5 protein-coding genes and 5 pseudogenes are annotated in these 13,993 nt (G+C 67.9%); 4 read left to right on the top strand and 6 right to left on the bottom strand.

What is annotated here, in order from left to right; translation table 11 throughout:
• Positions 1-143 precede the first annotated feature (143 nt).
• The 3 pseudogenes from ACWGI8_RS25915 to ACWGI8_RS25905 form a co-directional block, all read right to left on the bottom strand.
• Positions 144-1,774, bottom strand: a pseudogene (locus tag ACWGI8_RS25915) (IS200/IS605 family accessory protein TnpB-related protein).
• A pseudogene (locus tag ACWGI8_RS25910) lies at positions 1,767-2,341 on the bottom strand (IS607 family transposase). Before ACWGI8_RS25910 ends, ACWGI8_RS25915 begins: the two co-directional pseudogenes overlap by 8 nt.
• A 183-nt stretch (positions 2,342-2,524) precedes the next feature.
• Positions 2,525-2,881 (bottom strand): annotated as a pseudogene (locus ACWGI8_RS25905) (ABC transporter ATP-binding protein); the annotation flags it as partial.
• A gap of 51 nt (positions 2,882-2,932) precedes the next feature.
• Between ACWGI8_RS25905 and ACWGI8_RS25900 the strand changes: the two are divergent.
• Positions 2,933-5,029, top strand: a complete 2,097-nt coding sequence (locus tag ACWGI8_RS25900; RefSeq protein WP_453664406.1) for an ISAzo13 family transposase — start codon at positions 2,933-2,935, stop codon at positions 5,027-5,029.
• Positions 5,030-5,044: 15 nt separating this feature from the next.
• Here ACWGI8_RS25900 and ACWGI8_RS25895 read toward each other — a convergent pair.
• A pseudogene (locus ACWGI8_RS25895) lies at positions 5,045-6,700 on the bottom strand (ATP-binding cassette domain-containing protein); the annotation flags it as partial.
• A 905-nt stretch (positions 6,701-7,605) separates the two neighbouring features.
• On the opposite strand from ACWGI8_RS25895, the gene gyrB reads away from it, so the two are divergent.
• The 3 genes and pseudogenes from gyrB to ACWGI8_RS25880 all read left to right on the top strand — a co-directional run bounded on the left by gyrB (position 7,606) and on the right by ACWGI8_RS25880 (position 11,061).
• Positions 7,606-9,639 (top strand): DNA topoisomerase (ATP-hydrolyzing) subunit B, encoded by a 2,034-nt coding sequence (gene gyrB, locus ACWGI8_RS25890; protein ID WP_453664405.1) that lies wholly within the window; start codon positions 7,606-7,608, stop codon positions 9,637-9,639.
• Between the two features lie 152 nt (positions 9,640-9,791).
• A pseudogene (locus ACWGI8_RS25885) lies at positions 9,792-10,151 on the top strand (ATP-binding protein); the annotation flags it as partial.
• A gap of 190 nt (positions 10,152-10,341) precedes the next feature.
• Positions 10,342-11,061, top strand: a complete 720-nt coding sequence (locus ACWGI8_RS25880; RefSeq protein ID WP_453664404.1) for a hypothetical protein — start codon at positions 10,342-10,344, stop codon at positions 11,059-11,061.
• A gap of 42 nt (positions 11,062-11,103) precedes the next feature.
• On the opposite strand, the gene ACWGI8_RS25875 is transcribed toward ACWGI8_RS25880, so the two are convergent.
• Both ACWGI8_RS25875 and ACWGI8_RS25870 read right to left on the bottom strand, forming a co-directional pair.
• Positions 11,104-12,282, bottom strand: a complete 1,179-nt coding sequence (locus ACWGI8_RS25875; protein ID WP_453664403.1) for an ATP-grasp domain-containing protein — start codon at positions 12,280-12,282, stop codon at positions 11,104-11,106.
• 194 nt (positions 12,283-12,476) lie between these two features.
• Entirely contained in the window at positions 12,477-13,793 is a 1,317-nt protein-coding gene (locus ACWGI8_RS25870) for an MFS transporter (protein ID WP_453664402.1), read from the bottom strand.
• Positions 13,794-13,993: the final 200 nt, after the last annotated feature.

Below are 13,993 nucleotides of genomic sequence, written 5' to 3'. Positions count from 1 at the left end.
GCCGTGGCCCGACGTGCCCCGCCGGACCCGCGTCAGGTCCAGCCGATCTCGCTGTAGAGGCGGCCTGCCTGGATGCGTTCGATCGCGGCGCGGGTGTACGGACGATCGGCTCCGGCAGCGCGTCCGGGTGCCACCAACCGTTCCTAGAAACTGAGCGGGAGTGAGTCCTGTTGCCAGAACTCATGCTCAGTCGAACGCCCCGAACGGTGTTGGGCGTTCTGGTCCCCCGCGTTCGCTCCGCGTCCGGCGCGCACGGATCGTGTCCGTGGTCCGGGAATACGGGGGCGGGTTCCCTCACGCTCTCGGGTGCCCGATGGGGCCTGGACGGTCCGATGCCCCGCACGATCGCTCTGGTCGTGCGGGGGCGGTGCCGTCCGTCGCCGGATCGGGTGCCCGAGGGCGCGCCTGCCGATCGCCACGGCGGCTGCGTCGTGGCGGGTCATCTTGCGCTTGTTGCTGGTGAGGGGCTTCTGCCAGTGCTGCGCGCCCCATTTGGAGGTATAGGCCGGGTCCACCGCGACAATCGCGAGGCCGAGTTCGGCGGCCATGGAGACCAGTCGGGCCTTGAGTTTCCCGGTGGGCATGCCGGAGATGAGCTGCCGGAACTGCTTGCGGCGGCCGTGCTTCTCGCGGGTCTTCTCCGCTGCGAAGTCCAGGTTCTCCATGCCGATCGCGGTCACGCCGCAGCGTTTCACCCAGTGGAGGAGACGGGTGATCGCGTGCCGGATCTGTGCGTCACGGTGATCGGCGCTGCCGCTGAGGTCGAAGAAGAAGCGGTGCGGCTCGCCGACCGGGTTGCCGCAGTTATCGAGCCGGTAGGCGGCGAAGTGGTCGGCATTGGTGTCGACACCGGCCACGCCGTGGGCGCGTGCGGTTTCCAGCGGCACGGTCTTGACGACAGGCCGTTGCCAGGAGGCGGTCAGGTACCAGCGCCCCCGCCAAGCGTCCAGGTGGATGCGGTAGGCCACGGCCCGGTTCGCGTCGATACGGTCGGCCCATTCGGTGCCCCGGTGCTTGAACTGCACGCGGGCGGCGAGGACGTACCGGCCGCCTCGGGCATTGGCCAGATGGGCCAGCGGAGCCGGGAGCTTGATGCTGACTTCGCCTTCGGGGGTGACACGGATGGTCTCGTTGCCGAACCGCTTGCCCGACTCGCCGTCAGCGGCAAGGAACCAGCGTTCGGCTTCCCACCGCCGGCGCCATTCGGCCTCGGTGAGCTGGGCAGCGTCCAGGTTGTGCCGGGTGTTCAGCAGACGCCTGCCACCCCGTACGACGTGCACACGCCCGGCCTCGCGGTCGGCACGGGCAGCCTCCAGCCGGTCGTTGAGGGCGTGCAGGCGGCGGGACTTCATGAACCACTCGCGCTCGGAGCGGTATCCGCCCGGCGCCCGCTTGGTGCCTTTCTCCCCGACCGGCCGGGACAGGCGGTGCATGAGCGTGCGCACACCGGCCTCAAGGGACTGGATATGGGCGAGCTGACAGCGCCGGGACAGCGCCCACTGATCGTGGGTGGCCTTCGTGATCGACCCGGCCCAGCGGGAGGACGACTCGGCAGTCAGGGCCCGCTTGCGGGCCGCCCACGTGTCGGCGGAATGCTTCAGGCCATCGCGGCAGCGTGCAGCCAGGTCCAGGGACCCAGGCGCCCCAGGTGCTCACCGGTCAGCCGCAGGACCTTCTCATCCTCAGGGGTGAGGTGCCCCAGCCGGTCACGAACGGCCACCCCGGACGGGCCGAGTGCGACGAACGGTTTCTGGACCGGACGCAGGTCAGCCATGCCTGGCCGCCTCAAGCGCCCTGCGGGCCCGGTTGCGCGCCGAGCGACGCCCGTACAGGCGAGCGCAGAACGAGGTCAGCACCTCCGCCATGTCCCGCACCAGATCGTCCTCGACCTCGCCGCCATCCAGCACCACCAGACGGCGCCCTGTCGCGGCAAGCGCGGCCTCGACCAGCTCGGTGTTCATCCGCCCCAGCCGGTCCTTGTGCTCGACCACGATCGTGGTCACCGCCGGATCGGCCAGCAGCCGCCGCACCTTCACGCGAGAGCCGTTCATGCCCGAGGCGATCTCCGCCTCGCACCGCACCACCCGGTGACCCGCCTGCGCCGCCCACCCGACCAGCCGCGCCGTCTGACGCTCCAGATCGGGCTTCTGGTCGTGGGAGGAGACCCGGGCGTACAGGCCCACACCACCCGTGGCTCGCGCAGCGGCGTTGGCCTCCACATTCACCAGGATCGTGCGCGGGCCACACGCCGCGCAGGCACCGGCAAAGTCCCCTCACGGAACCACCGCCGCGCCGTCTGCGGATGTACACCCTGAGCCCTCGCCCACTCGGTCAGATTCACGCCCACGAACGTACGAGACACTCACTCATGAATGCTAAAGATCACTCATATATCACTGAAAAGAGTGCAGCTCTCACTCCAGCTGACGCACCTGCCCGGCTCCAGGACCTCCGGCGTCCCCTTCCAGCGCCGGGCCCGGAAGACCATCTGCACCGTCGTGATCTCCGTCTCCGCCCGGGGAGCTCACGCGAGTCCTCCGGCCCGCTTGTCGTCCATGGCCCCGTCGTTCTGGGTGGGGACGGTGTGCTGGTAGGCGCGGGACTGCAGCAGGTAGGCGTCGCGGAACGCCCCGGTGCCTGTGCGTGGGTGCATGAGCTCGTCGAAGGTCCCGGCTTCGACCACCCGCCCCTGGTCAAGGACGTAGATCAGGTCGGCGTGGCGCACGGAGTGGAGCCGGTGCGTGATCAGGATGATCGTCTGGCCCTCGCCGACGAGGGCGCGGATCTGGTCGAACACCCGCTGTTCGGCGACCGCGTCCAGCGCACTGGTGGGCTCGTCCACGATCAGCACGTCGGCGTTGCGATAGCGGGCGCGGGGAAGCCGTCCGGAAACAACGCGTTGCTTCGTGGACCCCGTGATCGTTGATCTTGCATGCGCATATCCCAACCGGCGCTTCGTCAACTCGCGGCGCGATTGGGGGCGTTGCTCCCTCATCTCAACGAAAGGCAGCGGCGCTTGCTGCTGGCCGCGGAGGCCCGTGAGGTGGGGCATGGCGGAATACGCGCGGTGTCCCGCGTGGCCGGTGTCAGCGAAACGACGGTTCGAAGGGGAATCGCCGAACTCGAAGACGAGCCGACGCCCTTTCCGGCAGGTCGCATTCGACGCCCAGGGGGTGGCCGCAGAAACGCGACCGAGAAGGACCCCGAACTGTTGCCCGCCCTGTTGGCGTTGGTCGAACCGGATGAGCGTGGCGATCCCATGTCTCCTTTGAGGTGGACGACCAAGTCGCTGCGAAATCTTGCCACCGAGCTGGCCAAGCAAGGACATCCGGTCTCCGCGACCACAGTCGGAAAGCTGTTGCGTGCGAACGGGTTCAGTCTTCAGGGCAACGCCAAGACCCTTGAAGGAAAGCAACACCCCGACCGGGACGCCCAGTTCCACTACATCAACGATCAGGTGAAAGAACATCAGGCGGCCGGTGAGCCGGTCATCAGCGTGGACACGAAGAAGAAGGAAATGATCGGCCAGTACCACACTCCGGGCCGCGAGTGGCGGCCCAAGGGTGAGCCGATCGACGTCGAGGACCACTCGCTGTTCTTCCGCGGTGACATCCAGCAGGTCATCCCGTATGGCATCTACGACGTCTCGGCCAACACAGGCTGGGTCAATGTCGGCGTGGACCACGACACGTCGGCCTTCGCCGTCGCCTCGATTCGCCGATGGTGGGACAACCGCGGCAAGGGCGGATACCCAAAAGCCAAGCGCCTTCTGGTCACAGCGGACTCCGGTGGCTCGAACTCTCCGAGATACCGACTGTGGAAGTCCGAACTCGCAGCTTTCGCCGAGGAAACCGGCTTGGCCATTACCGTCTGCCACTTTCCGCCCGGAACATCGAAGTGGAACAAGGTCGAGCACCGTCTCTTCTCCCACATCACGATGAACTGGCGCGGACGCCCGCTGACCAGCCACGAAGTCGTCATCAAGACCATCGAATCCACCCGCACCCGCTCCGGGCTGCGTGTCGAGGCCGAACTCGACACGCGCCCCTATCCGATCGGGATCACCGTGAGCAAGGAGTATCTGGACTCCTTGCCGATCCAGCCACACGACACCCGCGGAGTCTGGAACTACACGATCCAGCCACACGGCCGCTTCGCTGCCGCGCAAGAGGGCGGCGGCAGCCCCAGAGCCATCCAGCCGGAAGTGCTGGAGATGCTCTCCCATCCGGTTCTGACCGGGGTGAGCCGGGAGGAACTGAGCCGCCTTGTCGAACTTCTCGTACCAGCCCAAGAGGCCAAGGCCGAGCAGCGGGCTTACAACCGACGAGGCGGAAGACGACGCCGCGCGAAAGGCGCTGGCGGAATGACGGTAATGACGCCCGCAGCTCGCATTGTGGCAACCCTCGTCTACCTCCGTGAGGTCTGCCCGATGCCCGTACTGGGAGACTTGCTCGGAGTAGGTCGAAGCGCCCTTCAGCAGGCCACTCGCGAGACCCGGGTCCTCTTGGCAGAACACAACCACCCGGTGCGAGCCATCGCGCTCAGACTTTCCACCGCGCAGGCGGTCAGAGATTTCGTCGCCTCCGCCGGCTCCCTGCAGGAGGCCGACCCTCAAGAAGCATTGCGGCATCCGGCCATCACCGGCATGAGCCGTGGCGAACTCGACGCCATCACCGCCCGCCTGGCTACGCGGTATCAAGCCCGTCTTCAGGAAATTCGACACAAGCGGCGAGGCACCGAGCTGAAGAAGGACCCAGGTGCAGTCGTCTACAGGAAGATCACTGACGAGGGTCGAGTCCTTGCCGCGATTCTCGCCATGCGTCAGATCGCCACCCGGCCGACGATCGCCGCCCTCTTCAAGGTGAGCCCTCGCACCATTGGCAACGCACTTGTGGAACTTCGTCCGCTCCTCAAAGAGGACGGATACAACCCCACCCCCGTCCACAGGACTCAACGGCTTTACAGCGCAGAAGAAGTGCTCCGCTACGTCGAGTTCATGGAGGAATCGAATGCCCATACGGAACCGTGAGGTTGTTTGCGCACAGCTTCGGGCGATGCCCAGGCGCTGCCACTGGCCGCCGGAGATCTGGTGCCCGCCCCGGTAGCCGCGGGCCAGTAGTGTGCTCAGGCCGCGCGGCAGCTTTTCGAGGACCTGGTCCGCGCCGGCGTAGGCGGCGGCTTCGATGCCCTGGTCGTCGAGCGGTTCGCCGGAGCGGCCGATGCCGATGTTGACCCGCGCGGTGAACGGCCAGCGGTAGAAGTCCTGCGCGACCATGGCCACGCGCCCGAAGATCTGGGACCGGTCCGCCTCGGCCGCATCAACCCCGTCCCACAGGATCCGGCCGCCGCCGGGATCCGGACGGTAGAGCCCGCTCAGCAGCTTGACCAGTGTCGACTTCCCGCTCCCGTTGCTCCCGACCAAGGCGATGATCTTCCCTGCCGGGATGGTGACGTCCACCTCGCGCAAGGACGGATCCGGCTGGGTGCTGCCGGGATAGGTGAACGTGACCTTCTCGAAGCGGATCTCGTCGACGCGCTCGGGCAGGTCGAGACCCGTGGTGGGAATGGCGCGCCTGACCGCTTCCTGGCACAGCGTTTCGAAGTCGGCGACGAACAGGGCCTCTTGATGAAGGTCGGTGATCTGCAGCACGAGCTGGTCAAGGCTGGCGGAACCGGTGCGGATGGCCAGGACCGCGGTGCCTGCCACGGACAGCTCCATGCTGCCGGACCACAGCAGAACCCCCAGCACGCCATAGGTGACGATCGTGGCGAGGCCGGTGGCACCGTCCGCGATCAGTCCCTTGCGGGCGGCCGAGCGGGCCAGCCGGGTCTGCTCACGCTCGCTGGTCTCGGCCATGCCCCGGAAGTGGGCCAGCAGGAAAGGGCCGACGTCGTGCACACGAACCTCGGCGGCGGCCTGCTGGTCGATCAGCAGCCGGCCGAGCAACTGGCCGGCCCGTGCGTGCTGCACGAACTGGTGGAAGGAGACGTAGCGCATCTTGGCGATCGTCAGCGAGCTCCAGGCGCTCGGCAGCGTCATCGCCACCAGCAGCGGCAGCAGCAGGGGGTGCAGGACGGTCAGCACACCGGCTGCTGCCACCAGCGAGATGAGCGAGTTGAGCACCGCCGTGCAGTACTTGACCATCCGCCGGGCCGAGTCGGCGCCGTATCCGGCGGAGTCCAGCAGCCGGTGGAAGTCGTCGTCCTCGATCGCGGACAGTTCCACCCGGGCGACCAGTGACAGATACCGCTCGGTCGCCACCCTCTGCACCTTCGGCTCCAGAGCGCCTGTGGCCGCCGTCGACACCGACCGCAGCAGCGACCCCAGCAACGCGGCAACAGCCACCACCACCAGTGCGGGCACCGCCCTCGACAGCCGCTCGGTGGACGTCCCACCGGCGAGCAGATGCCCCAGGACCGAGTTGACCGCCACCAGCCCGACGGCCTGCACGACGCCCCGTCCCACCTCTGAGATCCAGACCCTGCGCAGCGCCCGCGCGTCGGCCTGGTGAGCCAGCCGCACCGCGGTGCCGATCAGCTTCGGCAGCGTGCGGGCCATCGCCCACAAGTCCAGGCCCAGCCATGCCCCCTGGTGCCGGGACCAGCCGATGTCGTACGCCAGCTCGCCCCCGAACAGCAGCCGTTCCGACTCGGACACCGCTTCGGGCGAGGCGGCCTGAAGCTCCGTTTCCTGTGTCATGCCCCCCACCTCGTATCCGGTCTTGATGAGCGGCGAACACCGCGGGCGACAGCGTCAACACTGCGTCCGAACGGGCGCAGGGACAGGTCAACCGCCCGGTGCTGTTCGAACGCGGCGGGGCCATTCACGGGTAAGGGCACGGGATTCACGAAAACTCCTGAAGGGCGGGCGATGAGTACACATGCTCCAAGAACGGCCCCCATTGCGCCCCGTAATGGGTGAAGAGGAGGCAGATCGTGGACGTATGTGCCAGTGGTCAGGGGAGGGCAACGGGCGGCTGGTGTGACGTCGACCGGTAGTCGGCCATCTCGTTCGATAGTTGGCCAGCCCCCTCGATCGGGCGGTCGTGAGGCGGCGTTTTCGATCGCCAACTGCCTCGCCACCCCGGGACCGAACACCCATTACGCCCAACTCGAGCCGCTCCTGACGGAGTACGCCGACCAGCTCACCAGCACCATCGACCAGCGGCAACCGTGAACGCCTGATGCCGCCTCCAACAGCACCTTCACCGGGCGGGGTTCGACGGGAGGCCGGGGGCTGGCGGCCCGACGCGGCGCGACTGGTGACCCGCGGAGGGTCGCGCCGGAAATAGTGCCTGGGGCTCTATGCGGCAAGGCGCCAAGAAAGCTCCTGAGTGGCCCTCTGTCGCATCTTCAAGGGGTCAAGGCAGGGGGGATTGGCTTGGGTGGAGTAAGGGTCGCACGGTGGCGCAAGGGGGCGTTCTCGCCCCTCCAGTAAGGGGCATCCCCGGTATCCTGGACAGCGTTTCGGCAGTCAGCGGTCCCGAGGCCCCGCGAGCCTCCGGGGCCCTGTTTTGGGCTGCCTGCCCTGTCTCCGCCAGCTGTCCGGCCGCTCCCGCACCGTCGTGCGGGAGCGCGGTCTGCCATGCCCGAAAGAGAGCATCTGTGACCACTTACGACACTCGCGCCGTCACCGGTACCCCCGAATCCCAGCAGCCTGGCCATGTGGGGACGGCGGCGTATGACGCCAACGCGATCACTGTTCTGGACGGCCTGGACGCCGTGCGCAAGCGGCCCGGGATGTACATCGGCTCCACGGGAGAGCGGGGGCTGCATCACCTGGTGCAGGAGCTCGTGGACAACTCCGTGGACGAGGCACTCGCGGGGGTGGCCGACCGGATCGACGTGACGACCCTGGCCGACGGTGGCGTGCGGGTGGTCGACAATGGCCGCGGCATTCCGGTGGGGATGCACCCGGTGGAGAAGCGGCCGGCCGTCGAGGTGGTGCTGACCGTGCTGCACGCGGGCGGGAAGTTCGGGGGCGGCGGGTATGCGGTCTCCGGCGGTCTGCACGGTGTGGGTCTGTCGGTGGTCAACGCCCTGTCGACCCGGCTGTCGGCGGAGATCTGGACCGACGGCTACAGGTGGACGCAGGACTACAGGGACGGCGCTCCCACCGCCCCACTGTCCCGCCACGAGGCCACCTCCCGGACAGGCACCTCGCTGACGTTCTGGGCAGACGGCGACATCTTCGAGACCACCGAATACTCCTTCGAGACGCTGGCCAGGCGTTTCCAGGAGATGGCCTTCCTCAACCGCGGGCTCACTCTGACCCTCACCGACGAACGGCCCTCCGCGCGCGCGACGGCCGCGGCCGACGAAGCCGACTCGGACCCGGCAGCGAAGACGGTCTCCTACCGCTACGACGGCGGCATCACCGACTTCGTCGCCTACCTCAATGCCCGCAAGGGCGAGCCGGTCCATCCCTCGGTCATCACCATCGCCGCCGAGGACACGGAACGGCTGCTGTCGGCCGAGGTCGCCCTGCAGTGGAATGGCCAGTACACCGACAGCGTGTACTCCTACGCCAACGCGATCCACACTCATGCGGGCGGCACCCACGAGGAGGGTTTCCGCACGGCCCTGACCACCGTGGTCAACCGCTACGCGCGGGAGAAGAAGCTGCTGCGGGAAAAGGACGCGAACCTCTCCGGCGAGGACATCCGCGAGGGCCTGACCGCAATCATCTCGGTCAAGCTCGGCGAGCCGCAGTTCGAGGGCCAGACCAAGACCAAACTCGGCAACACCGAGGCGCGCACCTTCGTGCAGAAGATCGTCCACGAGCATCTGACCGACTGGTTCGACCGCAACCCGGACGAGGCCGCGGACATCGTGCGCAAGGCCATCCAGGCGGCCACGGCCCGGGTCGCGGCCCGCAAGGCGCGCGACCTGACTCGCCGCAAGGGCCTGCTGGAAACGGCGGCGCTGCCGGGCAAGCTGTCCGACTGCCAGTCGAATGACCCGGCGATGTCGGAGATCTTCATCGTGGAAGGAGACTCCGCCGGCGGTTCGGCCAAATCCGGCCGCAACCCGCAGTACCAGGCGATCCTCCCGATCCGCGGCAAGATCCTCAACGTGGAGAAGGCCCGGATCGACAAAATCCTGCACAACCAGGAGATCCAGGCGATCATCTCCGCGTTCGGCGCGGGCGTGCACGAGGACTTCGACATCGCCGAACTCCGGTACCACAAGATCATCCTGATGGCGGACGCCGACGTCGACGGCCAGCACATCAACACCCTGCTGCTGACCTTCCTGTTCCGCTTCATGCGCCCACTGATCGAGGAGGGCCACGTCTACCTCTCCCGCCCCCCGCTGTACAAGATCAAGTGGAGCCGGGACCACGTCGAATACGCCTACTCCGACCGCGAACGCAACATGCTCCTGGAACGGGGCCGGCAGGACGGCCGCCGGATCAAGGACGACTCCATCCAGCGCTTCAAGGGCCTGGGCGAGATGAACGCCGAGGAACTGCGCGTCACCACCATGGACCCCGACCACCGGGTCCTGGGCCAGGTCACCCTCGATGACGCGGGCGTCGCCGACGACCTCTTCTCCGTCCTGATGGGCGAGGACGTCGAAGCCCGCCGCCACTTCATCCAACGCAACGCCAAGGACGTCCGCTTCCTCGACATCTGACCCTGGGCACTGCTCCCGCCCCTCTCGGACGCCCGACCCGAAGCCCCACCACTACCCTCTGCTGCCCAGGAGAGCACTGCGTGAGCACACTCCCCGTCCCGGCCGTCGGCAGCCGCCCTCAGGACGGCTCCGACTACACCGCACGGCACCTGATGGTGCTCGAAGGACTCGAAGCCGCACGCAAACGCCCCGGCATGTACATCGGATCCAGCGACAGCCGCGGCCTGATGCACTGCCTGTGGGGGATCATCGACAACGCCGTCGACGAGGCCCTGGCCGGCGCCTGCGACCACATCGAGGTCATCCTCCACGACGACGGTTCCGTGGAAGTCACCGACAACGGCCGCGGCATCCCCGTGGACACCGAACCCCGCACCGGCCTGTCCGGAGTCGAGATCGCCTACACCAAACTCCACGCCGGCGGAAAATTCGGCGGCGGCTCCTACGCCGCCTCCGGTGGCCTGCACGGCGTCGGCGCCTCCGTGGTCAACGCGCTGTCCGCCCGGCTGGATGCCCCGCGCGGTTGGATACCCGTGAGGGGTGTGCGGAGGAGGCCGCTCACCGCGCCCCGGCTTCGGTTCGTGGACACTCCGGCAAGGGGGCGAAGGACCCGGTAAGAAGCGCCGGTTCGGCTTCGATGCCCGGGAGTGTCTGAGTACAACCGCTCATGCCGCGGGTCGTCCAGCGATGTTGGATGACGGTATGACCGAAGAGCCACCGGGCGCCCGGATACCGCGAGAGCGGAGTGCGCGCAGCCTCGCCGATGTGGAAGACCCCTCACCACTGCCCGGGCACGTGCGCACCACGGAGGGCGAAACGCCCCTCAAGGGCGGACGCAAGGCCGCGGGCATCGGCTGCGGTGCGGTGGTGCTGCTGGCCGTGGTGGCTTTCCTGTACGCCGTGACGGATTCCGTCTACCCCGACGTCAAGCCCGAGAAGATGGCTGACCGGATCTCCGCCTACTCCCAGGACGCGTACGCCGCGCTCGGCATCGACCGCACCATCGAACCGGGCTACGTGGACGTCTTCACCAACAACACCTACGGATCCGACTACTGCTACCCCGACGGATTGCTGAGCATCGCCGACGACCCCGTGAAAGGCGCGTACCGGCTTCACCACAGCTGGACCTTGGGAAAGGTGTCCAAGACCGAGGCTCTCACCGCGCTGCGCAGACTCCGCGAACACCTGACGAAGGAGGGTTGGCGCATTACCGAGTACGGGGAGGACCAGCGGACCGAAGAGTGGAGCCTCAAGGCCGAACGTGACGGAGGCTACGGCACTCGCGTCACGTGGGAAGGCGAGTTCCAGCGGCTCCGTGGCGGCAGCGGCGGGCCGTGCGCGACGGACCCCGACTGGTCGGACGAACCCCCCTATTTCTACGGGCCGGACGTGGGTCATCCCCCCGCTCTCGTTCCCTGACCTCGTCCACCGCCGACCGGATCCATGTCTCCTGCCCGCGTTCTACGCCTCCGGTGAGGACTGCGGAGTCACGGAGAAGCGCAACCGCTCGACCGCGTCGCGCGCCCTGGTCAGCGCTTCGTCCGGTGACGCCCCGACGGCCCAGGCGTACGCGGATCGCGCGGAGGAGCCGGACAGTGCCGTGAGCTGCTCGCCGACCCCCCGCAGGATCGAGACGTCGCGAACGCCCGGCATCGCGCGTGCTTCGTCCAGACCGTCGATCGCGCGTACCTCGCCGGCCACGTCCGGGCTCCGGTACCAGATGGCGGCACAGCGGTGCGGATCCGCTTCGGCGAGCTGCTTCGCCACCGCGTCGAGGGCGGGCAGCCCGGCGCTCTGGCGGGCGAGCGCCTCGATCAGGTCGACACCGCAGGCCTCCGCCAGCATGTAAGGGATCTCGTCGCCCGCGGGCCTCAAATGCGTTTCGATCACGCGTACCGCGTCGCCGGTGTCGACCACTTCCGTGTGCGTCACTCCGTCCGTCACGCCGAGCGCGTCGAGCATCGCCAGGACGACCGACTCGATCCGCTTGCGATCGGTGTCGTCGAGCGGGGCGGGGAGGACATGGCCCAACTCCACGAAGTGGTCCGGTTCGGCGATCTTCTGAGTGACGCAGGCGACGACATGCCGTCCCCCTTCGCTCAGGCATTCCACACTGAACTCGGATCCACCGTGGAACTGCTCGACCATCAACGCATCGGACGGTACGGAAGACAGGGCTGCGCCGCCCCACGCCAGCGCGCGCTCGACACCGGCGGCCGAATCGATCCTCGACACCCCGTTGCTTCCGACGCCTTGGACCGGCTTGCAGATCAGCGGGTATCCGACGAGCGCGGCCAGCTCCTCGACGTCCCGTGCGGATTCCACCAGTCGTGCCCGGGTGTCGTCGACGCCGGCTTCGGCCAGCCGACGACGCATGTCGAGCTTGTGCGAGATCAAGTGGTACGTCTGGGCGGAAGGGGTGGGCAGGCCCAGCGCCCGCCCGATGGCGGCCGTCTTCTCGGTGTCCTTCTCGGTGAAATTGAAGACGGCGTCGACCGGCGCCACATGGTGGATGTACCTGGCGGCCTCGACCCATTCCTCCACGGGGGCGTCCGACCTGAGCACGATGAGCCGTTTGTTCTTCTCCGGTTCGACCAGCCAGGACATCACCTCCCGACGGCAGATCATGCTGGTGGACATGGTGGGGTGGGCCGAGCGGGCACGGCCCGGGAGGTCCATACCCCCGCCTATGATCAAAAGGTGCTGAACGGCTGATGCGGTCATTTCTCTGCCTTCCCTGGCAAGTGGGTCGTGTCGAGGGACTCTTCTCGCGGCATGTCCTTCTCGAAGAGCCCCTTTCGAGGAGCCCCCTTCGGGGAGTTCCCAGTCCTCTTTCAGGGCCTGGTGGTGAGTTCCCCGGGCTTCGTCTCTTCGTCCGCGACCTTCGTCGTCCCCGCGGAAGCGAGGCTCCTCGTACGCGCGACGGCACGTGCCGCTTGTCGTGAGGCGCCGCCGGCGAGCAGGAAGAGCACGGCCAGGCCGACCCATCCCCATGAACCCGTGCCGACGACGAGCGAGACGACGAGCATGGGCCCGACCACGTCGCGTGCCGACTCCCCGAGGTGGAAGACGGACAGGTACGTGGTCCGGGCATCCGGCGGGGACAGCTCGAAGCCGACCTCCCACGCGGAAGCCGCGTGCAGGTTCTCCCCGATCGTGAGGAGCAACACCCCGGTCAGCAGCAGTGCGCTCGCCTGCCACGCGCTCATGTGTGATGCCGGACCGATCGCGACGGCGGCCAGTGCCAGCACGGCACCCGATACGGCCATCCCCCGCACCGCCCGTGGAAGCGTCCGCGCCAGTCGGGTCCACCAGGTCTGGCTCACCGCCGTGACCACGGTGTTCACGATGAGGGCGATGCTCACCAGGGAGAGCGGTGCCTGCGTGTGCTCGGCGACCCAAAGCGGCAGACCGACGAAGAGAACGGTGTCGTGCAAAGCCAGCACGCCGCTGAAACCGCTCAGGGCCAAAAAGGCCTTCTCCTTCAACGGGCGGATCATTCCGCCCCGCCGGGCGCCCTTGGCCGGTCGCCGGTCCGCGACGGCGGGTGACACCGCCCCGCGCACCGGCCGGATGCGCCACACCAGGCCGGCCATCAGGACGTACGACGCCGCGTTGCCCAGGGCGAGCAGGTCATAGGCCGCTCGTGACTCCCACGACAGCGCGAACGTGGCCAACAGGGCTCCCAGGGAGAGCCCGACGTTCTGTACGGCCCGTAGGTAGCCCATGGTCCGGAGGCGTTCCTCCTTGCTGAAGAGCTCGCCGACCATGGCCTGGTTGATCGCCGGGCTGGCCCGGTCCGCGATGGTGGTGGCGCACACGACGACCAGGAACGCGGGAAAGCTGTGGACCAGGACGTACAGGCCGTAGGTCACGACGCGCCACACGTACAGGATGACCATCATGGGGCGTGGCCCTACCCGGTCCGCCAGGCCGCCCAGCGGCACGGAGGCGAGCATTCCGCAGACCGCCGCCACCGACAGGCCCAGTGACACCTCGACGGCGGACAGGCCCACGCCCCGCGTGAAGAAGAGCATGCTGCCCGCAAGGAACAGGCCGGTTCCGATGGAGCCGCAGAAGGCGCTCGTCACCAGGGTTCCGGCGGCGCCCGGCGGGGGCAGGGACCGACGCACCCACGGCGCTACTCGCATGATTCTCCCCGTTGGCAATTCCGTGCGTCTCCGTGTGTGTGCGGGCCTAGGGCCTGTCGTTCGGATCTTGCCGGGCTCGCGTGCCCTGGCACGCACATCTGCTGCGTTGTCGTCAGTCGCCAATGCTCCGCAGTGGCTCCTTCCTCCGCCTTGCAGCTGCACGCGCCAGACCCCGCTCGCTGATCCGGCCTGATCCGAAC

Source organism: Streptomyces sp. NPDC054841 (assembly GCF_053611045.1).
This window is presented reverse-complemented; position numbering and strand designations above follow the sequence as displayed.